Source organism: Actinosynnema mirum DSM 43827, assembly GCF_000023245.1.
Taxonomy (GTDB): domain Bacteria; phylum Actinomycetota; class Actinomycetes; order Mycobacteriales; family Pseudonocardiaceae; genus Actinosynnema; species Actinosynnema mirum.
Map to the genome: position 1 here is coordinate 6579016 of NC_013093.1, position 26224 is coordinate 6605239.

The window sequence follows — 26224 nt, forward strand, 5'->3', positions numbered from 1 at the left end:
AGCACGGGGCGTAGCGCCCGCGCGGTGCGCGGTCCGGTCACTCGCGCGCATTCCGCAAACGAAAGCGCGCGAGCCCATCCGTGAGTCGGCCAAACGTTTTCCCGTCCGGGTGAACTCGGGGGGCGGGGGCAATTCCCCCGGAGTTCTCCCGGCAAATGTCATCCCCGGCTAGCGGGTGGACCAGCCGGTGACACCGGGGGGCCACTCCATCGCGGCCAGCGCTTCCTCGTTCGCCGGATCAGGGCCTTGGACCACCCGCACGTGGAGGCTCCACCAGCCGTCGGAGAGCGTCGCGCTCTCGGGGGAGGTGGTCGTCGCCACCAGTCCGGGGATGCCCACCACCGGGTGAACCAGCCGCTGCGCGACCGCGGGCAGCGCGGGGCCCTCGGGCCATTCCAGCCACCACTGGTCGTCCCGCGCCAGGGTGCGCGTCCACGGCGCCGCGGCCAGGAGCGCGGGCCTGCGCAGGGCGGAGGCGGCCAGGCCGGAGCGGCGGGGGAACTCGGCCAGGTGGGCGCGCTCGGACCCGTGCAGGTCGCCCTCGGCGAAGCGGTGGGACAGGTCGCGGTCGCGCAGGAGGGTGCGGACGTAGGCCATGCCCTCCCGCCACAGCGCCTCGTCCACGCCCGCCAGCACCACGCCCGCCGGGCTGCCGGGGACGAGGAGCTCGATCGAGCGCGGGTGCCTGCGCACGCGCAGGCCGGGGACGCCGGAGACGCCGCCGTCGTCCTCCAGCCTGGGGAGCAGCTCGTAGAGGAGCGGGCCGAGCGCGTGCTCGGCCAGGTGCAGGCGCAGGCCGTGCGGGCCGGGTTCGGCGGCGCGGAAGGCGTGGGCCGGGCGCACCATGCTCGCGGGCGGGCGCAGCTGGAGGTGCGAGCCGGCGTCGGTGGCGGCCTGGAGGACGGCGCACTCCAGCTCGCGCTGCTCGCGGGAGGCCGGTTCCGGGATCAGCAGGCCTCGGGCGTCGCCCGCGCCGTTGAGGGCGTCGACCAGGTGATCGCGCCGCTCGTCGGGCAGGTCGGACAGGACGGCCCGGACGGCGGGCACGGCCTGGGAGGTGTTCTCGCCGGTCTCGGCCCTGCGCAGGGCGACGAGGCGGTCGGTCAACGACGTCTTGGACATGGCGGTCCTCGTTCCCGCCGCCCGGCTCGGCGAACAAGGACGCGGAGGCGTCGCTTCTGGGAGTGGATCGGAGGTGGTGCTCCGGGAGGGGGACGCCTGCGCCCTGCGGCGGATCTGCCGCCCTCTGCCGGGGAGCGGCTCCAGCCCGGCGCCCCACCCGGACGCCTGGGTTCGAGGGTACCAGCGGGGGTGGCGCGGTCGGCGGGGTTTTCCGGCCCCCGCGCGCTGGGGGCGGCGCTGGTCGGTGCCAGTCGGTGCCAGTCGGTGCTGGCCGGTGCTGGCCGGTGACAGTCGGCGCCTGCCGGTTTTGTCGGTGCCCGTCGCTACAGTTCGCGGTGCCGGGTCGTCCGGGATCCGATGTGGACGCCCGGCTGCTTTCGCGCGCTCGCGCTTGCCGGTGGACTCGGGTCGTAGGGTCCCCGGCATGGTTGGTGACGAGCGGGTCTGGCCTGAAGCGGCGGCGGACGACGAGCTGCGGCTCGCCTTGGAGTTCCTGGACTTCCTGCGCCTCACCGTGGTGGGCAAGGTCGACGGGCTGTCGCGCGAGCTGGCGGTGCGCGCGCCGCTGCCGACCTCGCCGGTGGTGAGCCCGCTGGGTGTGGTGAAGCACCTGGTGGCGGTCGAGCGCTGGTGGGTGTCGATCATCGCGGGCGGGAGCGGCGCGCCGGAGCTGTGGGGTGCGGACGCCGACGCCTCGTGGCTGGTCGCCGAGGAGGACACGGTGGGGTCCGTGCTGGCCGCGTACCGGGAGGAGTGGGCGCTGGGCGCGCGGTCGCTGGCCGGCCTGCGCCCAGGCGACCCGGTCCGGGGAGCGGCCCAGGACGACCTGCCGGGTCGGACGGTGCGCTGGGTGCTGTCCCACGTGGCCCAGGAGACCGCGCGCCACGCGGGACAGCTCGACCTGCTCAGGGAACTCGCGGACGGGGAGAAGGGCGAGTGACCGGGTCGGTCGCGCTCGGGTGAGCGCGACCGACCCGGCGCTGGCGGCTGGGTGCCGATAGCGGCGCTGGCCTGGCAGTAGCGCAGGTCTGGCAGTGGCGCAGGTCTGGCAGTGGCACCGTCCTGGCAACGCAGCGCGCGTGGCCGGGAGGTCGAGCGCGCCCTGGGAACGGGGCTGGCTTGAAAATGCCCCCGTCGCACGCGACGCGGGGGTCTTGAGCGCGTCCTTGGGGCAGTGGTGTTGGCCAGGGTGGGGCCCGCTTCGCGGGCGACCGGCTCCGGGGTGGACCCGCGTCCGGCAAACCCGTAGCCCGGCTCGGGTCTGTCGGACGCGGGTCTCCCGGCGCGGGTCTCCCGGTGTGGGACGTCCGGCGTGGGACGTCCGGCGCAGGACTCCCTGCTTGGTCCGCTCAGCGCGAGCCAACCAGCGGTCAGTGGTCACGCAGCGATCAGGCAGTGGTCAGCGGTCAGGCAGCGGTCAGCGGGTGCTCGCCTGGAAGCGGTCGCGGGACAGCTCCGCGACCGCCGACAGCGCGTTGCCCAGGTGGTAGTGGTCCACCGCCAGGTAGTTCGGGGTCTTGCGGGCCGCCGGTTCGCAGAAGCGGCGGGCGCGGTCGGCCAGCTTGCCGTTGTCCGAGGTCGCCGTCCCGGTGAACGGCACGTCGCGGAAGTGGTTCATCACGAACAGCGGCGTGAAGCCCGGTTCGGTGCGGGTGAGCGGGGTCGACCAGCGGCTGTAGCAGGACCAGTCCGAGCTGCCCACGCCCGCGCCCATCGACCAGTAGTTCTCCACCGTCCAGTCCGGCTGGAACATGGCGCCCAGCGAGTCCCGGCCCGGCTCGTCGCTGAAGATCAGCAGCCGCTTGCCCGAGGCGCGCAGCGCGTCCAGCGTCGGCCACCCGTTCTGCCGCACGCCCGCCTGGTCGGGGCGGAACAGCACGTTCGCCAGGCCAGGCACCTTCGCCAGCTCGGCGCGCAGGACGTCCACCGAGACGTAGTCCTCCAGGAACACCGTCACGACCTCGCTCGGGTTGCGCCCCAGGAAGTCCACGAGCCGCCGCAGGTCCACGTTCAGCGCGACCGGGCCGCTGACCAGCGTGCAGCTGTTGTGGCACAGGATCGCGCCGTCCGGGGTCTGGTGGATGTCCAGCTGGAACGCGCGCACCCCGTCCGCCAGCTGCTGCTCGACGCCACGGGCCTGGTTGGGCGCGAGGTTGACGAACGGCGGCGCGAACCCGCCGTCCACGCCGTTCGCGTAGGCGTTGTGCGCGGTCAGGAACGTGACCTGGTCCAGCCTGCGGCTGCCGTCCTGCGGCACGGCGACGCGGGTCGGGCTCACCGGGTTCAGGAACCAGGTGTCGCGCCGGGTCCCCACGCGGGCCTGCTCGCCCTCGGTGGTCAGGTAGCGGTTCTGGCCGGGGACCTTGAGCACGCGGGACGCGCCGTCCGCGACGACCTCCCAGCGGGCGTCCGCGCTGTCGCAGGCCAGCAGGACGGCCTGGTCGCCGGAGCGGCCGAGGCAGCGACCGCCCTCCTGGAGGGTGTCGCCGACGACGTTCCACTGCTGGCGGTCCTCGTTGCCCTTCGGGCGGCGCAGCGGGACCGGGCTGGCGGACGCCGAGGCGTTCAAGCCGTTCGTGGCGCTCTGGAGGTAGTGGAGGCCGGACTCCGCCGCCGCCAGGGTGTTCTGGGGCGCGACGGTGTTCGGGGGCGCGGGGGTGTTCGGGGACGCGAGGGCGGTTGCGGGGAGCGCCGCGACCAGCAGGGCGGTCACGGCGAGCGCGGGCAGGCGCATGGTGCGGGGGTCCTCTCCGAAACCCCGGCGCCGAGGGAGGGCCGGGGATCGTCTCGGTCGGTCCGGTCGGCCTCGGACGGGCCTACCCTGGAAGCATGGCCGAACGGGAGTCCGCTGAGAAGGACCCGACTGCGGAGAGCGCAGCCGGGGACACCACCACGACGATCCGCCGCGTGCTCGCCGACTGCCGGGTGTGGGCGGTGGTCGGGCTGGGCGACAACCCCGACCGGCCCGCCCACGGGGTCGCGCGGTTCCTCCAGCAGCAGGGCAAGAAGATCGTGCCCGTGCACCCCTCCGCGGCGACCGTGCTCGGGGAGCAGGGCTACGCGTCCCTGGCCGACGTCCCGTTCCCGGTGGACTGCGTGGACGTGTTCCGCCGGTCCGAGGTCGCGGGCGAGACCGCCGACGAGGCCGTCGCGATCGGCGCGAAGGCGGTGTGGTTCCAGCTGGGCGTGGTCGACGAGGCCGCGTACGCGCGGACCACGGCCGCCGGGCTGGACATGGTCATGGACCACTGCCCGGCCATCGAGTGGGCCGCTAACGGGCCTTCCGGGCGGTGACCTCGATCTCGATGCGCATCCTCGGGTCGGCGAGGCCGCAGCTGAGCATCGTCGCGGCGGGCCTGCTCTCGCCGAACGCGGCGCGCAGCGCGGGCCAGCACGGCTCGAAGTCCGCGGTGTCGGGCAGGTAGTAGCGGACGCGGACCACGTCGGCGAGCGTGGTCCCCGCCTGCGCGAGCGCGTCCGCGATGTTGCGCAGCGACTGCTCGGCCTGCGCCACCACGTCGTCCGCGATCGTCATGGTCGAGTAGTCGAACCCGGTGGTGCCCGAGACGTGCACCCACTCGCCGTCGACGACCGCTCGGGCGTACCCGATGCTCTCCTCGAAGGAGGAACCGGACAGGATGGCGCGCCTCATGGCGCGACCATAACGGCGGTGCGCGGTTCCCGCCGGGCCGGTCGCTAGCCTGCGCCCATGCCGACCGAGCAGCTGAACGGGACCACCGTCCGGTACGACGTGTCCGGGGAGGGCGAGCTGGTCGTCCTGGTGATGGGCACCGGGGCGTCCGGGCGGGTGTGGCACGCGCACCAGGTGCCCGCGCTGGTGGCCGCCGGGTTCCGGGTGGCCACGCCCGACAACCGCGGCGTGTTCCCCGCCGACGCGCGCGGGTTCACCGTCGACGACCTGGTGGGGGACGTGGCCGCGCTAATCGAGCGGCTCGGCGGTCCGGCGCGGGTGGTCGGGACGTCGCTGGGCGCGCGGGTGGCGCAGGAGCTGGCGCTGGCCCGGCCGGACCTGGTGCGCTCGCTGGTGCTGCTGGCCACGGCGGGGCGGACGGACCCGCTGCAGGTGGCGCTGTCGCGCGGCGAGCGGGAGCTGTTCGACCGGGGCGTGACCACTCCCCCGGCGTACCGGGCGGCGGTGTCGGCGCTGTCGAACCTGTCGCCCGCGACGCTGCGGGACCCCGTGGCGGCGCGGGACTGGGTGGACCTGCTGGAGTTCACCGAGCAGGGGGTGGACGCGGGGGTCAGGGCGCAGCTGGAGCTGGCGGAGTTCGAGCCCCGGCTGGACGCCTACCGGGGGATCACCGCGCCGACGCTGGTGGTGGGGTTCGCGGACGACCGGCTGGTGCCACCGCACCTGGGGCGCGAGGTGGCGGACGCGATCCCCGGCGCGCGGTACGCGGAGGTGGCGGACGCCGGGCACTACGGGTACCTGGAGCGGCCCGACGAGGTGAACCGGGTGGTGGTGGGGTTCCTGCGGGAGTGAGGTCCCGTGTTCTCGGGGTGCGGGGGTCGGCTGGTCGACGTTCTTGAGACGCGGGGGTCGGCTGGTCGACCGGCGGCGGTGGACCGGCGGCGGTGGACCGGGCTGGTCGGGTTCCTGTGGACCGGGCTGGTCGGGCCCCGCGCGCGATTTCGACGGGCCGGGGTTCACGGCTTCGGCGGGGATCGGGCGCATTCGTCCCGCTGATGGCCCGTGCAGCGCGCGGGGTGCTCCGTTGCGCCGCCGGGTGCTCGGCGGAACGGCGCGCAGGGTGGGGCGGGTGCGTCCGGTGGATGTTCGCGTACGTCCGGCGGGAGCTGTCGCGGTGCGGCCGTGCGCCGGTTCCACAGTGCCTCCCGACGGTGGGCGACCGATCGGGCGGTCTGAACCGCAGGTGGCGGAATTCCTGGTCAGCACGGGTGGAAAGCGCTTCCCGCAACCGGTTCGTGATCATCCCGACAGGTCCGCCCCTACAAGCGGCGCGAGTCCTACCCGGGAGCGCTCCCCGAGCACTACCGTCGTCCGGAGCCGCCGAGAGGACCGCATGGATTCCCGCCAGCTCGCCCGAACCGCGCGCACCGCCGCCCTGTCGACCGTGGGCGCCGTGGTGCTCCTGGTGCTCGTCCCGACCGCGTTCAACGCGGCAACCGGCGGGTCCGCGCCCAGGGTGCTCGGGCCGCTCGCGCCGTGGTTGTGGCCCGCGCTCGCCGGGTTGTGCGCGGTCGCGGCCGGGCTGGTGGCGTGGGAGCCGCTGGCCGAGCGGTGGCGGCAGCGCAGGCCGCACCACCCGGCCAACCGGGAGGCCGCGCTGGAGCGGGTGGAGCGGTTCGTGCGCGCGGAGCGGGAGCGGGCGCTGGCCGCGCAGGTGCGGTTGAAGCTCGGGGTCGCGCCGAAGGTCGGGCCGTCGCTGCCGACCAGGATGCGCGCGCCGCTGGTCGTGGTGGGCGAGGCCGGGGCGGGCAAGACGACGTTGCTGCTGGAGCTGGCCGAGGCGCTGCTGGAACGGGCGCGCGACGACGACGCAAGACCCCTGCCCGTGGTGGTGGACCTGGCCGCTTGGCGGGGGGATACTGGTTTCACCGAGTGGCTCCTGGCGCGGGTCGAGTCGCGCTACCGGATCAGCCCTCGGTTGGGTCGGGTGTGGTTGGCGGACAGGCGGTTCGCGCTGCTGTTCGACGGGCTGGACGAGCTGTCCGGCGCCGAGCGGGCGCGCTGCCTGGCCGAGGTGTCCGCTCTTGGGGTGGCGCAGTTCGCGCTGTGCAGCCGGAACGCGGATCTCCCCGGCCTGCCCGAGCACGAGGTCGTCAGGGTCGACCAGGTGCGCCGCGGGGACGTGCAGGCGCTGCTCGCCGCGTGCGGGCCGCGCGTCGCGGGGTTGCGCGACGAGCTGGAGAAGCAGCCGGAGCTGTGGGCCGAGCTGCGGACCCCGCTCGCCCTCGGTCTGCTGGTGCTGGCGCGCCGGGCCGGACGGGTCGACTACCGGCGGGGCGTGCTGGACACCTACGTGGCCGAGGCGGTGTCGCGGGTGCCGAGGGCGGAGCGCTTGCTGCGGGCGCTGCGGTTCCTGGCGCGCGTGGCGGCGGCGCCGCAGCACCGGGACCTGCTGGCGCGCGGCAGCCTGCCGCACCGGACGGGGTGGCTGGGCTTCGTGGGGCCGGACGTGGTGCGGCGCCTGTTCGGGCGTGTGGTGCCGGGCGTGCTGGCGGGCGCGGTGGCGGCGACCTGCCTGGTCGTGGGGGTCGCGGTCGGCGTGCTGCCCGCGGCGGTCCTGGCGCTGTCGTCGGCCGCGCTGCCCTGGGGACGGTTCCCGGTGGGGCGGGGTTCGGGTGATGCCGGACCCGGTCGGGGCAAGCGGAGCCGGGGCGAGTCGCTGCGGGGGTTCCGTTGGGCGGCAACGGGTTTTGTCGTGGGCGCGGTGGTCGCGGGGCTGTTCGCCGCTGGTGGTGGGCTGCTGGTCTGGTTGATCACGCCGTGGCCGTGGGCGTTGCGGTACGGGGTGGTGGTGGCGGTGGCGTTCGGGTTGGCGCTGGCACTGCTGCGCGACCGGTACTGGGCGATCGCGTGCGCCCTCGTGCCCGCGTCGGTGATGGTGCTGACCGGGCCCGGTGAGTTGCTGCTGGTGGCGTTGGGTTCCGCGCTTGGCACCGCTGCGGTTGTGGGGGTGTTCCTGGGCGGGGTCGAGGAGGTGTGGGCCGGGCTGCCTGCGGAGTGGGAGCGGACGGATCGGGTTCCCGGTGGGGTCGGGTCAGCCAGCGCAGCGCTTGGCGGGGCGTCATCCGGCGCGGCGCTGGATGGCTCGCCATCGGGCGGCGCGGCACTGGACGGTCCGTCATCGGGCAGTGCACCGTCCGATGGCGCCGTTTCGGAGCGCGGGCGGTCGCGGTTCCGGGCCGGCACGGGGTTCGGGGTTGCGGTGAGCGGTGCGCACCGGTGGCTTCCCGGTGCGGGAGCGCTGGGGGTCGTGGGCGCGCTGGGGGCGGGTGCGGTGGTTGATCCGGGTGCGGCGTTGGCGCCGTCGGTTGGGGTGCTGGTCGGGTTGTTGGTGCTGCCGCTGGTGGTTCGGCCGGTTGACCGGGTCGCCGAGGTGCTGGCCAAGCCGCTCGCGTTGGACGAGTTGCCGCTGGGGCGCGGGGCGTTGGCGCAGACCGCTCGGGACCGGTTGCTGCTGGTGGGCGATCAGCGGTTCCCGCACGCCGTGGTGCGTGATCACCTCGCCGCGTGCGACCCGGTGGACCTGGCCGAACTGGCGCGACAGATCAGGCCCGGTGAGGCTTCCGCCAAGGGGTGAGTGCCGGAACTCGGCAGGCACCGCCGGGGCGCCGAGCTCCAGGGTTCGGCGAGCGCTCAGCAGCGGTCAGCGGGTGCTCAGCAGGTGGCTGGTGCTCAGCTGCGGGTGAGGGCTGCGGGCCAGTGCTGGGAGTGGGTCAGGGGTGCGCTGAGGGTGGTGGTGCGGTCGCCCTTGGCCGCGTCCAGTTGGGACTGGACCAGGAACAGGGCTTCGCGCAGGTCGGTTCCGCGCAGGTCCGCGCCTCGCAGGTCCGCGCCGATGAGGTCCGCGCCGCGCAGGTCCGCCCCGCGCAGGTCGGCGCCGATCAGCAGGGCCCCGCGCAGTGACGCGCCGCGCAGGTCGGCTCCGGCGAACGAGCGGCCGATCAGGTCCGCGCCGCGGTGGTCCGGTCTGCGGGACGCCGGGGCCCGGAGGGACTCGCTGGCGCGCAGCAGGAGGGTGTTCACCTCGCGGCGGCGGGCTTCCGGGTTGGTGCGCCGCAGGACGTCGGGGCCCTGGGACAGCAGGGTCTCCAGGTCCCTGCGGGCCTCGACGACCTCCGCGCGCAGGCCGCCTTCGGGGAGGCGCGCGGCGGCTTCGACCAGGTAGTTCAGGACCTCGTGCAGCGTCCGCACCACCGGGAACACCTCGAACAGGCGGCCTGCGACCTCGGGGTCGGTCCAGTCGCGGCCGTTGAACACGACCTGCGTGACGTGCTGGCCCGCGCCGAAGCAGTCGTACACCGTGCAGCCGGTGAAACCGGTGGCGCGCAGGCGCGTGTGGATGCCGCAGCGGAAGTCCGGGCCCAGGTTGGGACACGGAGTGCGGGCCGGTTTGGTGATCGCGAAGTCCGAGGACGCGGCGAACTCGGGCACCACGCAGCACAGGCCGGCGCAGCGCGAGCAGTCGGCGCGCAGCGGTTGCCACTCGCGGGGCGGTTCGAGCACCAGGTCGATCGGGGCCGGTCGGCCACGGTCGGCGGAAGTGCCGGCCGCGCGAGAGCCACCTGGACGAGACCGGTTCGCGTGGACCCCGGTCGCGCGGGAGCGGTCCGAACCCCGGCCCGTTCCGGACTTTCGCGCACCCGGTGCGGCCTTGCCCGCGTTCGTCCCGGAACCAGCCGTGCGGGCGGGCTTGGCGTCGCCTGCGCGTCCGCCCTCGGCCCCGCCAGCGCGTCCGGACCTGGCGCCACCAGCGCCCGTCATGCCGCCCGTCCCGCTGCCGGTCGGCTTCCCGCGAGCGCCCTTTCGCCGTCCGCCGCCGGTCTTCCCGCCTTCGGAGCGGTCTCCGGCGGTCACGGGTTCAGGGTGTCGATGATCTGCTGGCCGTACTTCGCGAGCTTGTTCTCACCGACCCCGCTGATGCCGCCCAGCGCGTCCAGCGTGCTCGGCGCGGTGCTCGCGATCTGGCGCAGCGTGGCGTCGTGGAAGATCACGTACGCGGGCACGCCCTGCTCCTTCGCCGTGGCCGCGCGCCAGGTCCGCAGGCTCTCGAAGACCTCCTCCTGCTCCGGCGACAGCTCCAGCTGGTCCGCGCGCTGCTTGCCGCTGCCGCGCGCCGTGCGGACCTTCTCGACCCGCTCCGGCTGGCGGCGCATCAGCACCTTGCGGCCCTGGAACAGCACCTCGTCGCTACCCGGCGTGGTGGTCAGCGTCGAGTACTCGCCCTCCACCGCCAGCAGGCCCTGCGCGAGCAGCTGCCGCACGACCGCGCGCCACCCGCTCTCGTTCAGCTCCTCGCCGATGCCGAACACCGACAGCGAGTCGTGGTCGAACTGGATGACCTTCGCGGTCTTGCGGCCGAGCAGGATGTCGATGATCTGGCCCGCGCCGAACTTCTGCCTGCGCTCGCGCTTGAGCCGGACGATCGTGGACAGCACCTTCTGCGCGGGCACCGTGCCGTCCCACGTCTCCGGCGGGGCGAGGCAGGTGTCGCAGTTGCCGCACGGCTCGCCGCTCTGGCCGAAGTACTCCAGCAGTCGCGCGCGGCGGCAGTCGACGGCCTCGCACAGCGACAGCATCGCGTCCAGGTGCTGAGCCTGGCGGCGGCGGTGCTCCTGGTCGCCCTGCGAGTCCTCGATCATCTTGCGCTGCTGCACCACGTCCTGCAGCCCGTACGCGAGCCACGCCGTGGACGGCTGACCGTCGCGGCCCGCGCGACCCGTCTCCTGGTAGTAGCCCTCGACGGACTTCGGCAGGTCCAGGTGCGCGACGAACCGGACGTCCGGCTTGTCGATGCCCATGCCGAACGCGATGGTCGCGACCATGACCAGGCCGTCCTCGCGCAGGAACCGCGACTGGTTGGCCGCGCGCGTGCCCGCGTCCAGGCCCGCGTGGTAGGGCAGGGCCGCGATCCCGTTGTCCACCAGGAACTCCGCGGTCTTCTCCGTGGAGTTGCGGGACAGGCAGTAGACGATGCCGGAGTCGCCCGCGTGCTCGTCGCGCAGGAGCTTGAGGAGCTGCTTCTTCGGCTCGTTCTTGGGGACGATCCGGTACTGGATGTTGGGGCGGTCGAAGCTGGCGACGAAGTGCTTGGCGTCCTCCAGGCCGAGCCGGGTGGCGATCTCGGCGTGGGTGGCCTTGGTGGCGGTCGCGGTGAGGGCGATGCGCGGGACGTCCGGCCAGCGCTCCTTGAGGTGCGACAGGGCCAGGTAGTCGGGGCGGAAGTCGTGGCCCCACTGGGCGACGCAGTGCGCCTCGTCGATCGCGAACAGCGCGACGTCGCCGCGCTCCAGCAGGCGGGTCGTGGCGTCCAGGCGCAGGCGCTCGGGGGCGAGGTAGAGCAGGTCCAGCTCGCCCGCGAGGAACTCGGACTCCACGAGCTGGCGCTCGTCGGGGAACTGGGTGGAGTTGAGGAAGCCCGCGCGCACGCCGACGTCGCGCAGGGCGTCGACCTGGTCCTGCATGAGCGCGATCAGCGGCGAGATGACGACCCCGACACCGGACCTGACCAGGGAGGGGATCTGGTAGCAGAGCGACTTGCCGCCGCCGGTGGGCATGAGGACGAGCGCGTCGCCGCCACCGATGACGTGCTCGACGATCTCGCCCTGGTCACCGCGGAAAGACTCGTACCCGAAGACCCTCCGCAGGACCTCACCCGCGTCGCTGGAAGCCATTGGGCAAGGCTAGCCGACGGGTCCGACAGGTTTCGTGAAGACGGTGGTGGAGTGCCACTCAAAGTAGTCCCGTGATTCCGGGGTGTGCGCGGGGACGTGGCGGCCGTCGAGTTCGGCGAGGCGGGCGCGGACGGCGGGGTAGGTGGTGTCTGCGACGCGGATGCGGCCGTCGGGGGCGACGGTGAGGTGGCCCTGCTCGTAGAGGTGGTCGCAGCCCAGGGCGCAGGCGAGCATGGCGACGTTGGCGAGGTCGAGCTTCTGCTCGGGGGTGCAGGCGGATCGGCGCTTGATGTGCGCGGCGACCAGGCTCTCGACCGGGTACTCGTTGCCGCAGAGGGCGCACGGGGCGGCGTCACGACCGTCGAGGAGCAGGCTCCGCAGGGCGGTCTGCTCGACACGGGTGGTGGAGGCCGAGGGGCGGTCGAGGTCCGCGACGCCCAGACCGACCTTGGTGAGCACGGCCTGCGCGTCGTCGCCGAGGTAGGCGTTGGCCAGCACGGCGATGACCTGGGTGCGCAGGAGGCGGTCCTTGGTCAGCGCGGTGGAGGTCAGCGCGGGGAAGCCCGCGCGGGCCCCGGTGTCGGTGGCCGTCGGGATGGCGGCGAGGCCGTGGGTCTCCCAGAGGTCCGGGGCGGAGGCGAGGTGCCAGAAGGGGTGTCCGGGGGTGCGGTTCTCGCCGAACTCGACCAGCAGGTCCCCCACCTCGCGCTCGAACTCGGGCCAGCTGGTGAGCCGCGCCCGACCGCGCGTCAGCCTGCCGAGGGCCCAGAGGAGGGTGAGCGATTCCTGGAGGCCGCGGCCTTCGGCGGAGCGGGTGCTGAGGTCGCGGATCTCGACCAGCAGCTTGTTGGTGGGCCAGACGACGTCGTAGTCGGGGGCGGGGCGCTCGGTGGGCGGCTGCTCCGGCTCGGGCTTGGCGGGGAAGCGGGCGAGGCGCGCCTGCAGGGCGGCGGCGTCAGCCCCGGTGTGTCCGGGCACGTCGACCCGGAGCCGCAGGCGCCTGGTGGCGTTCCCGCTGCTCGCCTTCCCGCCGGACTGCCCGATCCCCCGCTGGAGTTGGGTGAGCTGCTTGCGCAGCCCGTGGAAGTCGGAGCACTCGGCGAGGGGCAGCCGCTCCAGGGGGAGGGTGCGCTTCTCCTCGGAGAGGCGCTGCACGACGCTGGAGTCCACGAGCACGGCGGTCAGCACGGCGTCGAGGGCGCCGAGGCGCCGCAGCAGCAGTTCGAGCGCGGCGCGGTAGTCGGGGTTCCGGGCGTTCGGCCGCTGGCGGTCCGCACCGCTGGAGCTCTCCAGCACCACGGCCAGCCCGTCGCCGTCCGGGACCACGGAGAAGGCCGCGTTCAGCTGCTTGCCGGAGTCCGAGGTCATGCTCATCGGAACACCGTGCCAGAAGTGCCGCGCGGGGCGGGCGCGCCCCGGTGATTCCGGGGATTCCGCGACGCCTCCTAGGCTTCCGCCATGGGGTACGCCGACGTGGGCAGGGCCGAGGTGCTGCGGGCCATCGCGGAGTGCGATCGGCTGGGGGCCGAGGAGTTCCGGAAGCGCTACGGGTTCGGGCAGGCCCGGCGGTTCGTGCTGGTCTACGAGGGCCGCGAGTACGACTCCAAGGCCGTCGTCGGGGTCGCGCACGGGTTCCTGACCGACCAGAAGCCGTTGCGGGCCTCGGACTTCAGCGGCGGGCAGGCCACGGTCACCCGGCTGCTGACCGGGCTCGGGTTCACCGTCGTCGACCGCGCGCAGGTCCCCGCGCCGCCGGTCGACGCGGAGAAGGTCGTCGTGTGGGAGCGGGGGCGGGTGCTCGAACCCGCGCCGCGGCAGGAGCGCACGACCAGCGCGGTGCAGCGGTTGCGCTACGTCGCGGCGCTGGTGAAGGCGATCCACGAGGACCGCTGCCAGTTCTGCGGCACCCGGCTGGACCTCGGGTACGGGCACTTCAGCAACGCCGCGCACATCCGGGCGCTCGGCGCGCCGCACCACGGGCCCGACCACACCGACAACGTGCTGTGCCTGTGCCCGAACTGCCACGCCCAGTTCGACGCGCGGGCGCTCTACGTGGACGAGGACGACAACGTCCGGCACGTCAACGCCGGGCAGCCGCTCGGCCCGCTGCGCCGCGACCCCCGGCACCGGATCGCCGCCGAGCACCTGGCCTACCACCGTTCGCTGCCGGTCGACCCCGCCCGCGCGCAGGCGCTCGCGGACGACCGGGCCTAGCGCCCCCTCAGCCGTCGCCCGGTTCCTGGGCGGGGTCGCGGTGGCGGAGGCCCTGCTTGATGCGTTCCAGCCGGTTGCCCGTGATCGGGCCCACGGCGTCGTCCAGGAGCTGGGTCGCGTTCTGCGTCGCCATCTGGATGGCCGACAGGATGTCCGCGCGCAGCGCCGACGGGGTGCGCCTGAGCGCCTCCTCGGTCAGCTGCAGGTCGACCACCGCGCCCGACGGGGCCGCGGTCACGGTGACCGCGCCGTCGGGGCTCCTGCCCTGGCCGCGCAGCTCGCGCATCGCCCGCTGGACGTCGCCCGCTTTCGCGGACTGCTCCTCGAACGTGCGCTTCATGTGCTCCAGGCGCTGCTGCCGGTCCCTCACGACACCCCCGCGCGTCCCCGCCGTCGTACCTCTGAATGGCCCCCGGAGGCTACGGCAGGACAGCCGTACGGGGGTCGGTATTGCCCGGTGGTGTTCAGCACTTCACCCGGAACGGTCAGGGGTGGCGATCAGGAGCGGAGGGGCGGGGAGGCGGCGTTGACCGGCGGGCGGGGTGGGGGTGGAGATCAACCGGGAGGTCGGCGCGCCCACGGTCGGGTGAAGAAGGGGACATCCCCGTTCGAGGACTCGGTTCGGACACGGACGGGAAACGATCTACGGAACGGCGCGGTCCGAAGGGGACGGCCGGAAGGGCGACGACGAGGGGAACACCGCGCGTGTTCTTCCGAGGGCCGCTCGGAACCGTTCGATCCACTCCGAACACCCGGACGCGCCGGTTTTCCCGGTGCGACCGACACTCCCCCGCGCGGCGCCACCCGGTTGTTCCGCGCCGCTCACCTCGCGGTGTGAAAGCGCGGTGTGGCCGTGCGCGGGGGGCGCTTTTCTCGCGGGCGAACCCGCGGCGAACCGGATCGCGTCCCGTCGCGATCACTTCGGGTTCGTGGACAACCTCCCGAAGGCGCGCGCCGTGTGCGCCTCCGGTTCACCAGGGGGTGCCCCGATGCGGATCGGGAAGGTTCCGCGACGTGAACGCCGGGTCCGCGCCGCGCGCGCTTCCGGGAATTCCCCGCACGTCCGCCATCCGCGCGGGCACTGCCCTCCGGAGGGGTTTGCGCGCGTTCCGCCCAGGGCACCGCGCGCCGCATCGGGCACCGACCGTGAACGGTTTCCCCAACGGCCGCCCGGTGTCGCCCCTTCGGGCAAAAGAACCCCGGCGCTTCGGACACCCCGGCGACCGCGCGCCGCGCGCACAAGGCGCCGGGCGGTCCTGCGGGGAACGGGGTGTGAAAAGCCGCCGACGGGCGGGGCCGGGGCACGGGGAATGCGGGCGCCGGGCGCCCCCGAAGGTCGGCGGGACGGCGCACAACAGCGCGGATGAGCGTGAATTGCTGGTCAGGCGTGGTGCCCCCGGTGCGACTCGAACGCACACTGGACGGATTTGGAACCTCGTCCGCGTACGCGCTCTGCCGATCCGCGCTCGCCACTCTATCTGCCGCGTCGAGTATGACCGATCCGCGAAGCGACCGCGACGACGGACGGCGAACCGCGCCGGGACACCTCGGTCCGCGCCTGATTGCGTGACGTTAACGCGTTCACCGAGAGGCGGACTGTTACACAGAGTCACTGCACGGTTCGTGAAGGCGACGCAACGAGCGAAGCCAGCCAGCGTTACGGCTTTGCCGCATCGATGCGGCAACGGACATGCCACACGGAGTGGATTCCGAACGCGAGTCTTATTCGCATGGGTGATCCCGCTAGCCCAGACGGGCAGGACTCCTACCGGCAAAATGCACAGGGCGGTTTGCCCTGATTGGGTGTGATCACCGCCGCACCACCGGGGAGAACCGCATGACCAACCGATCGGAGCCCACGCCCGACAGCAGAGCCTGCCTCCAGGCCGCCCTCCGCGCCGCCGGAACCTGGCGCGACGGGATGCTCGTCACCCGCGCCGTCGTCATCGTCCAGACCGTCCACGCCGACGGCGACGGCCACCACCGCTACGCCCTCCACCGCCTCCACCCCGTCGGCGAGACGGACCCGTCCTCCGAGCGAGGACTGCTCAGCGACGCGCTCGACGACGCCCGACACGAGCGGCACCCGGCCTAGGGGATCAGGGGTGGCGCCGACGAAGCGGCGTCACCCCGCGGCCAGACGGAGCCCCGCGTCAGGGTTGCGCGGCTGGGTCGAGCGCGCCCTCCTCAACGGAAACGGCATGACCGACCGGTCGCGCCACTTCCTCGTGCGCTCGCACCACCGCCGGGTGCACGTACCCCTTGGAGATGAGCAGGGAGTCGACGAGCTGCTCGATCGCCTGCCGGTCGTCAGGGGATAGAAGATCGATCTTGCCCGCCAGCATCTCCGCGCCCTGATCGACCTTGTCGACCTCGTATCCGGCGAGGGCAAGCCACGGATGGACCGGCTCCCCGAGTCCGTCAGCGATTTTCAGCAGCGTTGCCCTGCTGGGCCGGAACGGATCGCCGCGGTGCGTCTGGTCAGCGAGCAGGTTCCGAACGGTTTGCTGAGAGATGCCCAGTCGTCGAGCGGCCTCACGGCCGGACCAGTTGCGACGCTCGATGGCCGCTTGGAGGCGGCCACCGAGGGTGGTCACCTGCTCTCCGCTCCCGCTGTGCATACAGCGATGATTCCGGAATCGCTCACGGCCGCCAACTGCGTGCATCAGCCCACTTGCTGTTAGTCAGAAATAGTCATATGTTAGTCACATGCCGATAGCTCCCGACTCACCTCAGGACGCGACATGTCGACACGTCTGACCAGGCAGGACATACGCCCATTGCGACTGCAGGCGGGGTACACCCAGCACCAGCTCGCAGCCGCGACCGGGTTGTCGCGCAACACCATCAGGCTGATCGAGGCAGGCGCCGAGCTCACCCAGCGCTCCGAGAAGTTGCTGCGCTCCGTGCTGGCACCGACCCCGGAGAGCGACAGCGACCGCCTCGCCCGCATCGAGGCGACGCTCAACGAGGTGCTTCGCCGCCTCGGCACCCAGGCAGTGGCCTGATGAACGTCCCTCCCCAGATCAGACAACTGGTGTTCGGCTCCAGCGCCATCGAGCCGATCCAGGTCGCCTACTCGGCCGAGGAGGCGGCGGGCGCGCTCGGCATCTCGCTGGCGCGGGTGCAGCGGCTCGCTCGCGAGCACCCCCTCGCGCTCCCCGCCGCCACAACCGGCAGGCGGTGGATCATCGGCGGCGGGGTGATCCTCGATCTGCTCGGCATCACCGAGGCCGAGCACGGCACCGTCCGGGACCACCGCCTCCACATCCAGGCCGACGCCGGGTACTCCTCGGCGGAGATCGGCGTGCTGCTCGGCATCAGCGCCGACGCCGCCGAACGACTCGGCCGGTCCGGGACGCTCCCACGGGACCTACGGCGCGCCGTGCCCCGCACCAGCGGTCGCCAGATCCTCGCATTCCTCGCCGGCAGGGCCGCGCAGCAGCGCAAGTCCGCCTAATCCCCCTGTAGTACGCAGGCCGCCACCCGCCGGACGGGTGACGGCCTACTCAACGCGCCCTCAAGAGGACTCATGGCTCCCACTCAGCAACCCACTGTGCCGGACCCGGCACCACGCCCGCCACCCGCCACGCATCGGGTCGACCTCACCAGCCTGGGTGATCTCACCGGCATCGAGATCACCACCACCGACCAGGTCCCGCCCGGCCCGTGCGAGTGGTGCCGCGACCGCAGCGCGACCGCCGTGGCCCGCGTGATCGGCGACCCGCCGAACGACTCCACCCGCTTCACCGCCGCCGACGTCTGCGCCCGCTGCGTCCCCGCCGCCGCCCGGCACGCCCACGAGCAGCAGACCGACGGCTCCCCCCGACCCATCCGCGTGGAGATCCCCGACCAGCACGACGTGCCAGGCCTCCACACCGCCAGCACCACCGACCGCCGCAGGAGCAGCAGCATGACCACGCCCCCCATCGACCTCACCGCCACGAACAGGCTCGCGCTTGCCGCCGCTGTGACCCACGTCAACGCCAAGCGGGCCAACGACGCCCACAAGGCTGCCCACAAGGCGTTCACCACGGCGATCGCCCGCGGGTCCGTGAACTACGCCTCTGACCCACGCGACCCCGAGCGGCAGATCGCCCAGGTCGCGATCAGCAAGTCGACCTGGACGGCGAAGGTCGTGGACCTGTCCGCGCTGGAGCAGTGGGTGCGGGCCACCTACCCGGACAAGCTCCAGCGCCGCACCCGGATCACCGGCACTGAGCAGGACGTGATCAACGTCCTCGAGCGGTTCGCCCCCTACCTGCTGGACCAGGTCGTCGAAGTCCCCGTCGAAGCTGTCCGCGAGCTGGAGCTGAAGTCCCGGGAAGCCAGGGAGGCGTGCGGCTGGGGCGGGGAGGTCGGGGAGCAGGCACCGCCCGGCATCGCCGTGTCCGAGTCCGCGCCTCGGCTCGTCATCACTTACCGCGACGAGGACCTGCTGGACGAGCTGATCGCGTCCGGGATCGTGGACGTCACCGGCACCGTCCTGGCTGGCGGTGAGGAGCAGTGACCGCCGCGCTCAGGACCGTCGCCCCGACGGGGCGCGCCTCGTGGCCGCGCATCCTGCTCTCCGGCGAAGCCGGGGCCGGGCTGGCGTGGACGGCGGCCGACTTCTCCCGGGACTCCCGGCTCGGGGGCATGTACTGGCTGTCCGTGGCGGGCGAGGACGCGCACGCGCTCGGCGCGGTCGACGGTGCCAGGTACGACATCCTCGACCACGACGGCACCTGGAGCGACCTGTACGAGCAGGTGTGCGCCGCCTGGGATGTCGCGCACGCCGCCGTCGAGGCTGGCGGGCTGCCGGTCGCGCTGACCGTCGACTCCATGTCCGGGATCAGGGCGATGCTGGCCGAGCTCGCAGACACGCGGGCCCGGCGGCGAACGGCGGGCGCACTCGCCGCGCGCGGCCTGGACCCGGCGCCCGCCTACTCCTCCGAGGTGGAGGTGCTGGTCGGCGCGGACCTGTGGACGTTGGTCGGCGGCAGGCACCGCCAGCTCATGGGCAAGATTCTCACCTGGCCCGGCCCTGTGGTGATGACCGCCCGGGAGCAGGTCGGGGCCGACGGGCGCTGGTCGCTGCGCGCGCAGGACGGGCTGGAGCACGACGTGACGGCGTGGGTGCGGTGCACCCGCGACGACCTGCCGGAGATCCTGCGGCTTGATGTGCCGCGCCGCGGGCGGCTGAGTCCGGCCGCGCGCGCCGAACTGCGCCGGGAGTACAGCCTGCGCAGGCTGGTGTGGGACTGGTGCGGCTGCACCAGCGAGACCCGCGCGCCGCAGCGGCCGATGCTCGACGCGGACCAGGTGCTGCCCGGCGAGCAGCCGCTCACGCCCGTGGCCGCGCCGCCGGTCCGGACCGCCCGCCCGGTGCGTCGGGCGCCCGTGGCCGCATTGCCGACGCCACCCGCCGTCGAGAGCGGACGCCGGGTGGCGAACCTGCTCGACCGGTTCCTCGCGCTCGGCACCCGATCCGAGATCAACGCGCTGTGGGACAGCCTGCTCGACCTCACCGACGACGAGCGCGACACCGACGTCTCCGGGCTGATCACGCCTGACATCCGCGCTGGCCTGGGCATCCCGGACGGGCCCTGCACCCTGCACGCCCTGGCCACCGAGGCAGCCCGGCACGTCCACCGGACCGGACAGCCGCTCGTCGTGGCCGGGGCGGCCGAGACCGGCGCGGCGTGAGCACCGCGCCATCGCAGAGGGAGGTGGCCGGCGGCCCCGGCCACCTCCCGGCGCTGGAGGCCGCAGCGGACCGCCTAGCGCTGCTCGAACCCCGATTGCTTCGCCTCGGCCGCGCGTTCAGCACGGCCGTCGCCGTTCTCCCCCGCACTTTCCCGCCCGTGTGCGGGGACCTCAACGACCACACCGAGAGGTGATGAACTTGACCACCAGCACGCCCGAGATGTTCGAGGGCAAGACCTGGCCCAGCACGAGCACCGGCCACACCCTGAACATCGAGCCCACCGAGAAGACCGACACCGCCGTCGACCTGCGGCTCGGCGCTCAGGGTGACGGCCCGAGCATCCGCCTCACCCCGCAACAGGCGCGTGAGCTGGCCCGCACGCTGGTCCGCCGCGCCGACCTGCTCGACCCGCCCGACCGCCGCTGGGCCGACGTGCCACGCACACCCGGCGAGATCATCCAGGCCAGCCTCCTCACCGGAAACGCCATGGCGGAGCGGGTGTGGGACGACAGCGAGCCGCCGATCATGACCTACGTCCGCAACCTCGCCGTGGTCGACAGCTTCACGATCGTCGCGCTCATGGCCGAGCTGGCGGCGGTCGCCCCGGAGCGGGCCGCCAAGGTCGCCGAGTTGCTGGGGGACGCCTACGACGACGGTTCGACCGTGCACGAGCAGCTGTGGGAGTGGGCGCGAGACCGGGCGAGCGGCCTGCCGATCGGGTTCGACCCGCCCGCCACGCTGCCGCTCGCGGACACGCCCGCCGAACACCGCGTGCTGCTCCTGGACCAGCTCGGGATGCTCAGCTACGACCCGACCGCGCAAACCTGGCTGGACCTCGCGGGCAAGCCGCTGCCGGACGTGCTCCAGCGCGCGGCGGACAAGCTCGCCGAGGCCGGTCACCTGACCAAGATGACGAAGCCGGGTGCGGCGTGAGCACCGCCCCCATCGCCGTGCACTTCTTCGAGGAGGACGGCTTCCTCGTTCGAGGCACTCTCGACCCCCGCGAAGCCCTCCGCCTCGCCGTCGCCCACGACGAAGACTTCGAGATCGCCTACCAGACCGCCGCCGAGGCCGGACGTGACCCCGACCGCCCCGGCGCGACCCCTCTCCCCGCCACCGTCGACGAGCTCGCCGACCTCTGCCACGACCTGCTCGCCGAAGCCCGCCCCGGCCTCTACCGCATCGTCCCCGCCAGGCCGAACAACCACGGGTACAGCTGGTTCTGCCACACCGCTCGCGAGCGCGGACTCGGCGTGTTCGAAGGGGTGATGTTCCGGTGAAGCGCAACGCGCCGTTGCGCCGTGGCGCACCGCTCAAGCGGACGTTGTTGCAGCGCAAGAAGCCCTTGCTGGTGCGCTACGACGCTGCTGCTCGGCAGCGTCGTGGCCTGCCCGCTCGGCCGCGCCCGGGCAGCCCTTCCCGTGCGGCACGGGAGGCGGTGCTGGAGCGGGACGGCTGGTGCTGCCAGCGCTGCGGTCGGGCGCTCGCTGGTGCCGCGTACTCGCTGCAGCACCGGCTGCCGCGCGGCCGGGCGGGCGGGAACGCCCCGGCGAACCTGGTGCTGGTGTGCGGAAGCGCGACCACACCGGGCGGCTGCCACAACTGGATAGAGCACCAGGACCGCCGTGCGGCGACGCGCGAGGGCTGGCTGGTGCCGTCCGGGATCGCACCGGAAGACTGGCCGGTCCGGCGACACGACGACTGGGCGCTGCCCGGCGAGACCAGGTGGGCGCCGTGCTTGCCGCACCCACTGCAGGTCGACCCGGAGTCGAGGTGGGCGGCATGAGCGGGCTCTTCGAGCACGGCCACGACGGGCGCTGGGTCCGCAGCCAGCGCCACTACGTCGACCAGCTCGTCCACCTCGCCGCCCGCCTGGCGGCCTCTGTCCACGACCGGGACGAGAACGAGATTCGCGCCACGCTGGCCACCTGCCGCAGCCTCGTCCCGCCGCGCGGCGTGGACGGCGAAGACGCGCTCCTCATCGCCTTGGCCGCCATGGTCGATCCTGCCCAGTCGATCCGGGAGCTCGTGGCCTGGACTGCTGCGGACGGCGGGCTGCTGGCTCTTCTACCAGCACGGCCGGTGAGCTACCCGATCAACCCGGCCGCGGTGGAGATGGCCGTGCAGGGTGAGCTGCCCGCTGCCGCGCTCAACCCGGTCGAACTCGCCGAGGTGGTGCTGACGCTGACCAGGGACGGCAGGACGGTCGAGCAGATCGCGCACCTGCTCGACACCGAACCGCGCGAAATCCGCCGCTGGGCGCCGGACACCTCGGAACTCCACGCAGCCTGAGCTGCGCTTCTCGACTACCAGGAGGCTCACGTGGGGAAAACGAGTCCCCGCAAGGGTGTTGAGGCCTCGACTGCGTCAGGGTCCGTCTACGCCCCGTTCGACTGGGCGAAGGGTGTGCCGACGCTGCTGCTGGGCAACAAGACGCCCGACACGACGGCGCACCTGGTGCTGCTGACGATGGCCACGTTCGCCGACCCCGACGGCACCAACATCCGCCCCTCGCTGCCCACGCTGACGGCGGCCAGCCACCTCGCCAAGACACGCACCTGCGCGGACGCGATCAAGCGCCTGGAGGCGGCAAAGCTGATCGTCCGCAGCGGTGAGATGAACGGCGGCATCGTCGTGTGGGCCCTGAACTACGCGGTCGAGATGGCTCCTCGTACCGCCGCTGTCGAGGCTGGTCGGGACCAGGCGCTGTCCAAGCAGGCCGAGCGGAATCGGAGGTACCGCGAGCGGCAGCGTGACGCCGCACAGGGGCGTCACGTGACGCCGGACAGCGGCGTCACAAACGCCGCACAGGGGCGTCACGTGACGCCGGAGGTAGCGTCACAACCGCAGGTCAGCACGGGGACACCAGCCCTTGACCAGCCCTTGACCAGCCAAGGGACCTTCGGGGGCACGCTGCCCCCGGACCCCCTGCGCAGCGACCCCGCTCCGCGAGGTCGCAACGACTGCTCTACCGCAGCCGAACAGCTCCAAGATCCACCGGCTCAAGTCGAGCGGAAAAGTCCGGTTCCCCGCGTGCGCGAGCGGCGCGGGCGCGAGGTCGTCGTGCCCGAGGTATGGAGTCGGCAGCGGTCGCGGTGCAGTCACCGCCTCGACGGGAGCCTTGCCCCGGACGGAACCCCGCGCTGTGTCATCTGCCGTCGCGAACAACAGGCCGCCTCGTGAGCGCCGCCCCGATCCCCCTCGGCCGCTACCGGGCCGCCAGGAACGCCGAGGAGGAGCTGCCGATGCCCGACCGCTACGGCGACCAGGACGAGCCGGAGCCGCACGCGTGCAACGAGGGCTGGCTCGACAGGGACGCGGACCACCCGCGGCCGTGCCTGGTCTGCAAGCCCCACCTCGCGCCCGGCGCCCGGCGAGCGCGGTTCGCGGCGGAGACCACCCCACACGGCCACCCGGTCGACTGGACCGGCCGCCGCGCCCGCAGGCGCCAGCAGTGAACACCTCGCCCAGGCCGCCGTGTGCGCGTTGCGGCAGGCCCCGCATCCCGATCCCCGGCTGGCCGCCGGTCCACCCCGAGTGCCGGTCCGGCACCGCCTGGGTGTGGACGCCCGAGCAGATGGACACCTGGCTGGCCCGCCAGCCAACAACCACGAGGAGCCCTCGATGATCGACTTCGGCACCTACGCCCTGCACCCGGACAGCACGTGCTGGGCGCCGCACTGCCACCGCCCGACCCCGGCCGATCAGCACGGCCTGATTCCCCGGCTGTGCTCCGAGCCCTGCCGTGCCGACTGGGTCGCCTCCTACGGCCTCTCCAGCGCGGATACCCCGGCCACGCACGTGGTGGAGGGGCAGGGCTGGGTGCCGTTCGTTCAGGCGATGGGAGTTGTGCCTCGGCAGCCGGAAGCAGTGGCCCGCCCGATCACCGAGATCGCTCCTGCTCGGGAGCCTTTCAGCTCGCGCTGACACTCCTCAAAGGCACGTAAAACAGCCCGGCTGCGCAAAATCCCTCTTGCTTGTTAGTCACAGTTAGTCGTAGATTAGTCACCACTCACCGCTAAACCCCAGCACAGTGAGGTTCATGTGACTAACACACTGACTACTGCTCCGATCCGCATCATTGGCTCGGCAGCCGCCGACATCGCCCGCCACGTCACGACCTACGTCCGCCCGAACCGGGGGTGGGCCGAGGTCCAGGTGATGCGCGACGAGTGCCGCTACGGCTGCAAGCTCTACGTCCGCCGCCGCGGCTGCGTCCTCCAGTACGCCCTGATCCACAGCTGCACCTACGGCTGCCCCCTCGGGTGCGACCCGGCCACCCGCGTCGTCCCGGTCTCCGTAGCCCCCGCGGCGGAGAACAGCGACCGGCGGCTCGACGCCCTCGGCGGCCGGGACAACGACCGGCCTGCCGAGCTCGCCGACGACCAGCTCGACGCGCTGCTGCTGGCCTGGAGGGACGAGGCCGACAGCGTCCCGGTGGCCGAACTGGTGTCCACGGACGCCGCCCTGGCCGTCATCGCGGGCGCCCGCGACGGCTCGGCGTGACCAGCCCGACCGCCACACCCCGAACCGCTGGACGCGCTACTCCCTCGAGCCGTGCGCCCAGCGCAGCCGGGGGGTGGTCCTGCCCTTGGTGTGGCAAGCCGGCCGACTCCGTGCACTGGAACTGCGGCCGTGCAGCCACCTTCTCCCAAATCGAGGAGTCCGCATGATCACGAACGCCGAGTACGCCGCCGCGCTCGCCGCGCTCGCCGACCACCTCCAGGTCCACCCGCACCTCGCCGCCGTGAACATCGAACGCGGCTCCCAGGGCGGCCTGTACCTCCAGGTGGCCAGCCACACCAGCCTCGGCGAGCCCGCGCGCACCCCCGCCCTGATCGACTGGGCCGACTCCCTGCGCGCGACCAACGTCACCGCGACCGCGTTCAGCACGCCCACCCCCAGCGGCTCGGTCCACGTCCACATCACCGGCAGCCTCGCCGACGGCACCCCGATCAAGGTCTGGTCCGCCATCGACGAGCTGACGGCAGTCACCAACACGGACGGGCACCCGATCGCCCCGCCGGTGGACCTGGACGTGCTGCGCGTGCTGGCCGCCCCGGTCGCCGCGTGACGCTGCTGGACGGCCGCTCCACCGCGCTGGTGGAGCGGCCCGACCACTGGCCCGAGCCCATCGAGGACCCGGACGACTGCTGGCAGGCGCGCCGCGACCACTACGCGCCGATCTGCGCCGCCTCTCCCGGCGACCACACCACTTGCGGCTGCTGCCCCACCGGCCACCGCACGAACTGCACCGAGGAGTCCAAGGTGGACAGCACCATCCGCGCCGACTGGCGTCCGCTCGTCCTGGCCAGCCCGACCGTGAGCGACGCGGCCGTCGAGGCCGCAGCCGTCGCCATGCGCAACCAGCTCGGCCTCCTCGGGGACGGCAGCAGCGCATGGGCCAGCCTCTTCCCCGAGGAGCAGGACCACTGGCGCGAACAGGCCCGCGTCGTCCTGACCGCCGCCCTGCCCCACCTCGGCGGTGCCGAGCAGCCCGCCTCGAGCACCACGCTCCAACCCGAGAAACTGCGCTTCTTGGAGCCCTACTCCGAGCGTCCGGCCATCCTGCCGACGACGCTGGAGGCCCAGCAGACCGGGCAGACCTGGAGCCTCATCGACGGGGTCCTGGGCACCTACTGCGCCCGCAAGGCGACCCGCACCGCCCTCAAGGTGGCCCCCGAGGGGCTGATCCGCGCGCTCGAGGACCTGCTGATCGAGTTCGGCACCTGCCTCGACATCTCCAGTCAGCACGCCGCCGAGCAGCCCGCGTGATCACCCCGCCGCCCTCGGCATCGCCCTCCAGCCCCACGGCGCACCCAGCAAGCACGTCGACGCCGCCCTCGCGCCCTGGACCGCCGCCACCGCCTGACCCGGCCGCCCCTCCCCGCCCCCGCGGGGGAGCCCGGCGCAACCCCGCGCCGCACAACCCCAAGGAACTGGACCACATGCCCAAGCCAACCCCACAGCCGACGAGCTCCCGCTGCCACACCTGCAAACGCCCCCTGAGCTCCTGCAAGTGCACGGTCGGGCACAGCCCCGCCACCTGAGGCCCCGATCCCCGCACTAGCGGGGGAGCCCCCGACCACCGGGGGACACGAGGGAGGCCCCACATGCAGCACGACCCCATCCGCTGGCCCGACGAGGACCCCGACGAGTGGTCCACCAAGGACCGCGACCAGTAGCCCGCCCGGCGCCCACCAGCGCCGGGCCCCCGCCCAGGAGGCGCCATGTTCCGGATCACCATCACCATCACCGACCCCCAGACCGGCGAGCAGCACGTCGAGCACGTCGGCAACGTCTCCTCCGCGTCCGTGGCCGAGGTCAAGGAGGACCTCCCGCTCGTCGCCGAGATGATCCGCGAGCACGTCCGCGGCTGGACCGGGCTGGACGCCGACCGCGAGCTGCCGAGGGCGACATCGTGACCCGGCAGCTCCGCGAGCCGGACCACGGCACCTACCGCGGCTACCAGCTCCACGCCTACCGGGGCCACCCGAAGCTGTGGCGCAGCGGTGAGCTGGAGCGCTGCGAGCCCTGCGTCCAGGCCCGCCGTCAGCACGACCGGGAGCGGTACGCGCGCCGGTGCGCCAGCCGCACCCCGGCGCAGGTGGAGGAGCGCGAGCAGCGGGCGCTGGAGAGCGCCTACCGCCGCACGGCCGTCTCGGTCGTGCCCAACCAGGTGCTCGGACTGCTGCTCCAGCACCTGCCGGAGGAGCTGTTCGACCTCGCCGCGGCCCGGCTCGGCGACCACGTGGTGGACCGCGCCCTGTGGTGGGCCGAGCAGGAGTCCACCCAACTCGTCACTGCCTCCTAGGA

General features: G+C 73.1%; 30 protein-coding genes. 22 read left to right on the forward strand and 8 right to left on the reverse strand.

Annotated features, from left to right (window positions below; all coding sequences use genetic code 11):
* Nucleotides 1–168: 168 nt before the first annotated feature.
* Nucleotides 169–1122 (reverse strand): hypothetical protein, encoded by a 954-nt coding sequence (locus AMIR_RS27460; RefSeq protein WP_015804244.1) that lies wholly within the window; start codon nt 1120–1122, stop codon nt 169–171.
* Between the two features lie 424 nt (nt 1123–1546).
* Between AMIR_RS27460 and AMIR_RS27465 the strand changes: the two genes are divergently transcribed.
* Complete coding sequence (locus tag AMIR_RS27465; RefSeq protein ID WP_015804245.1) at nt 1547–2062, forward strand: DinB family protein; 516 nt, start codon at nt 1547–1549, stop codon at nt 2060–2062.
* A gap of 477 nt (nt 2063–2539) precedes the next feature.
* Here AMIR_RS27465 and AMIR_RS27470 read toward each other — a convergent pair whose 3' ends face one another.
* A complete protein-coding gene (locus AMIR_RS27470; RefSeq protein WP_015804246.1) occupies nt 2540–3856 on the reverse strand; it encodes a PI-PLC domain-containing protein in 1317 nt (438 codons plus the stop codon).
* A gap of 95 nt (nt 3857–3951) precedes the next feature.
* On the opposite strand from AMIR_RS27470, the gene AMIR_RS27475 reads away from it, so the two are divergent.
* Nucleotides 3952–4416 carry a CoA-binding protein gene (locus tag AMIR_RS27475; protein ID WP_015804247.1) on the forward strand — a complete coding sequence of 155 codons (465 nt, stop codon included), beginning with the start codon at nt 3952–3954 and terminating at the stop codon, nt 4414–4416.
* Here the strand turns inward: AMIR_RS27475 and AMIR_RS27480 are convergent.
* Complete coding sequence (locus AMIR_RS27480; protein ID WP_015804248.1) at nt 4394–4774, reverse strand: RidA family protein; 381 nt, start codon at nt 4772–4774, stop codon at nt 4394–4396. The two genes, AMIR_RS27475 and AMIR_RS27480, sit on opposite strands and share 23 nt — an antisense overlap.
* Before the next feature lie 57 nt (nt 4775–4831).
* Between AMIR_RS27480 and AMIR_RS27485 the strand changes: the two genes are divergently transcribed.
* Together AMIR_RS27485 and AMIR_RS27490 are read left to right on the forward strand one after the other, a co-directional pair.
* The gene (locus AMIR_RS27485) at nt 4832–5626 is read left to right on the forward strand and encodes an alpha/beta fold hydrolase (RefSeq protein ID WP_015804249.1); all 795 of its coding nucleotides are present in this window, start codon (nt 4832–4834) and stop codon (nt 5624–5626) included.
* 541 nt (nt 5627–6167) lie between these two features.
* Nucleotides 6168–8411, forward strand: a complete 2244-nt coding sequence (locus AMIR_RS27490) for an NACHT domain-containing protein (RefSeq protein WP_015804250.1) — start codon at nt 6168–6170, stop codon at nt 8409–8411.
* Between the two features lie 95 nt (nt 8412–8506).
* Here the strand turns inward: AMIR_RS27490 and AMIR_RS27495 are convergent, their stop codons facing one another.
* The 3 genes from AMIR_RS27495 to AMIR_RS36290 all read right to left on the reverse strand — a co-directional run bounded on the left by AMIR_RS27495 (nt 8507) and on the right by AMIR_RS36290 (nt 12879).
* Nucleotides 8507–9337 carry a pentapeptide repeat-containing protein gene (locus AMIR_RS27495; protein ID WP_015804251.1) on the reverse strand — a complete coding sequence of 277 codons (831 nt, stop codon included), beginning with the start codon at nt 9335–9337 and terminating at the stop codon, nt 8507–8509.
* Between the two features lie 347 nt (nt 9338–9684).
* Complete coding sequence (gene recQ / locus AMIR_RS27500; RefSeq protein ID WP_015804252.1) at nt 9685–11505, reverse strand: DNA helicase RecQ; 1821 nt, start codon at nt 11503–11505, stop codon at nt 9685–9687.
* 9 nt (nt 11506–11514) lie between these two features.
* Nucleotides 11515–12879, reverse strand: coding sequence for a phosphorothioated DNA-binding restriction endonuclease family protein (locus AMIR_RS36290; protein ID WP_015804253.1), 1365 nt, complete (start codon nt 12877–12879; stop codon nt 11515–11517).
* An 84-nt stretch (nt 12880–12963) separates the two neighbouring features.
* Here AMIR_RS36290 and AMIR_RS38495 point away from each other — a divergent pair, with 84 nt between their 5' ends.
* Complete coding sequence (locus AMIR_RS38495) at nt 12964–13719, forward strand: ScoMcrA-related endonuclease (protein ID WP_015804254.1); 756 nt, start codon at nt 12964–12966, stop codon at nt 13717–13719.
* Between the two features lie 7 nt (nt 13720–13726).
* Here AMIR_RS38495 and AMIR_RS27515 read toward each other — a convergent pair whose 3' ends face one another.
* On the reverse strand, nt 13727–14089 hold the full coding sequence (locus AMIR_RS27515; protein ID WP_015804255.1) for a YbaB/EbfC family nucleoid-associated protein: 363 nt from the start codon (nt 14087–14089) through the stop codon (nt 13727–13729).
* A 1467-nt stretch (nt 14090–15556) separates the two neighbouring features.
* Here AMIR_RS27515 and AMIR_RS27520 point away from each other — a divergent pair.
* The gene (locus AMIR_RS27520; protein ID WP_015804257.1) at nt 15557–15814 is read left to right on the forward strand and encodes a hypothetical protein; all 258 of its coding nucleotides are present in this window, start codon (nt 15557–15559) and stop codon (nt 15812–15814) included.
* A 58-nt stretch (nt 15815–15872) separates the two neighbouring features.
* On the opposite strand, the gene AMIR_RS27525 is transcribed toward AMIR_RS27520, so the two are convergent.
* On the reverse strand, nt 15873–16316 hold the full coding sequence (locus tag AMIR_RS27525) for a helix-turn-helix domain-containing protein (protein ID WP_187313451.1): 444 nt from the start codon (nt 16314–16316) through the stop codon (nt 15873–15875).
* Between the two features lie 147 nt (nt 16317–16463).
* On the opposite strand from AMIR_RS27525, the gene AMIR_RS27530 reads away from it, so the two are divergent.
* The 16 genes from AMIR_RS27530 to AMIR_RS27610 all read left to right on the forward strand — a co-directional run bounded on the left by AMIR_RS27530 (nt 16464) and on the right by AMIR_RS27610 (nt 26222).
* Nucleotides 16464–16727, forward strand: coding sequence for a helix-turn-helix domain-containing protein (locus AMIR_RS27530; RefSeq protein WP_015804259.1), 264 nt, complete (start codon nt 16464–16466; stop codon nt 16725–16727).
* Nucleotides 16727–17179, forward strand: a complete 453-nt coding sequence (locus AMIR_RS27535) for a helix-turn-helix domain-containing protein (protein ID WP_015804260.1) — start codon at nt 16727–16729, stop codon at nt 17177–17179. Before AMIR_RS27530 ends, AMIR_RS27535 begins: the two co-directional genes overlap by 1 nt.
* A 72-nt stretch (nt 17180–17251) precedes the next feature.
* The gene (locus AMIR_RS27540) at nt 17252–18229 is read left to right on the forward strand and encodes a hypothetical protein (RefSeq protein ID WP_015804261.1); all 978 of its coding nucleotides are present in this window, start codon (nt 17252–17254) and stop codon (nt 18227–18229) included.
* Nucleotides 18226–19407 carry a hypothetical protein gene (locus AMIR_RS36300; RefSeq protein ID WP_015804262.1) on the forward strand — a complete coding sequence of 394 codons (1182 nt, stop codon included), beginning with the start codon at nt 18226–18228 and terminating at the stop codon, nt 19405–19407. The genes AMIR_RS27540 and AMIR_RS36300 overlap by 4 nt, the downstream gene beginning before the upstream one ends.
* 199 nt (nt 19408–19606) lie before the next feature.
* Nucleotides 19607–20341: a hypothetical protein gene (locus AMIR_RS27555; protein ID WP_143760917.1), complete on the forward strand. Its 735-nt coding sequence runs from the start codon at nt 19607–19609 to the stop codon at nt 20339–20341.
* Entirely contained in the window at nt 20338–20688 is a 351-nt protein-coding gene (locus tag AMIR_RS27560) for a hypothetical protein (RefSeq protein WP_015804264.1), read from the forward strand. Before AMIR_RS27555 ends, AMIR_RS27560 begins: the two co-directional genes overlap by 4 nt.
* On the forward strand, nt 20685–21194 hold the full coding sequence (locus AMIR_RS27565; RefSeq protein WP_143760919.1) for an HNH endonuclease: 510 nt from the start codon (nt 20685–20687) through the stop codon (nt 21192–21194). The genes AMIR_RS27560 and AMIR_RS27565 overlap by 4 nt, the downstream gene beginning before the upstream one ends.
* Complete coding sequence (locus AMIR_RS27570) at nt 21191–21700, forward strand: hypothetical protein (protein WP_015804266.1); 510 nt, start codon at nt 21191–21193, stop codon at nt 21698–21700. The genes AMIR_RS27565 and AMIR_RS27570 overlap by 4 nt, the downstream gene beginning before the upstream one ends.
* A 114-nt stretch (nt 21701–21814) precedes the next feature.
* Entirely contained in the window at nt 21815–22591 is a 777-nt protein-coding gene (locus AMIR_RS36305; RefSeq protein WP_143760921.1) for a hypothetical protein, read from the forward strand.
* The gene (locus AMIR_RS36310) at nt 22588–22866 is read left to right on the forward strand and encodes a hypothetical protein (RefSeq protein ID WP_015804268.1); all 279 of its coding nucleotides are present in this window, start codon (nt 22588–22590) and stop codon (nt 22864–22866) included. The genes AMIR_RS36305 and AMIR_RS36310 overlap by 4 nt, the downstream gene beginning before the upstream one ends.
* Nucleotides 22867–23032: 166 nt before the next feature.
* Nucleotides 23033–23335, forward strand: coding sequence for a hypothetical protein (locus AMIR_RS27585; protein ID WP_015804269.1), 303 nt, complete (start codon nt 23033–23035; stop codon nt 23333–23335).
* Between the two features lie 117 nt (nt 23336–23452).
* On the forward strand, nt 23453–23914 hold the full coding sequence (locus AMIR_RS27590) for a hypothetical protein (RefSeq protein ID WP_015804270.1): 462 nt from the start codon (nt 23453–23455) through the stop codon (nt 23912–23914).
* 163 nt (nt 23915–24077) lie between these two features.
* On the forward strand, nt 24078–24482 hold the full coding sequence (locus tag AMIR_RS27595) for a hypothetical protein (RefSeq protein ID WP_015804271.1): 405 nt from the start codon (nt 24078–24080) through the stop codon (nt 24480–24482).
* Nucleotides 24479–25183, forward strand: coding sequence for a hypothetical protein (locus AMIR_RS27600; protein WP_015804272.1), 705 nt, complete (start codon nt 24479–24481; stop codon nt 25181–25183). The genes AMIR_RS27595 and AMIR_RS27600 overlap by 4 nt, the downstream gene beginning before the upstream one ends.
* Before the next feature lie 455 nt (nt 25184–25638).
* Nucleotides 25639–25833, forward strand: coding sequence for a hypothetical protein (locus tag AMIR_RS27605; RefSeq protein WP_015804273.1), 195 nt, complete (start codon nt 25639–25641; stop codon nt 25831–25833).
* The gene (locus AMIR_RS27610; protein WP_015804274.1) at nt 25830–26222 is read left to right on the forward strand and encodes a hypothetical protein; all 393 of its coding nucleotides are present in this window, start codon (nt 25830–25832) and stop codon (nt 26220–26222) included. Before AMIR_RS27605 ends, AMIR_RS27610 begins: the two co-directional genes overlap by 4 nt.
* The last annotated feature ends 2 nt before the right edge of the window (nt 26223–26224 follow it).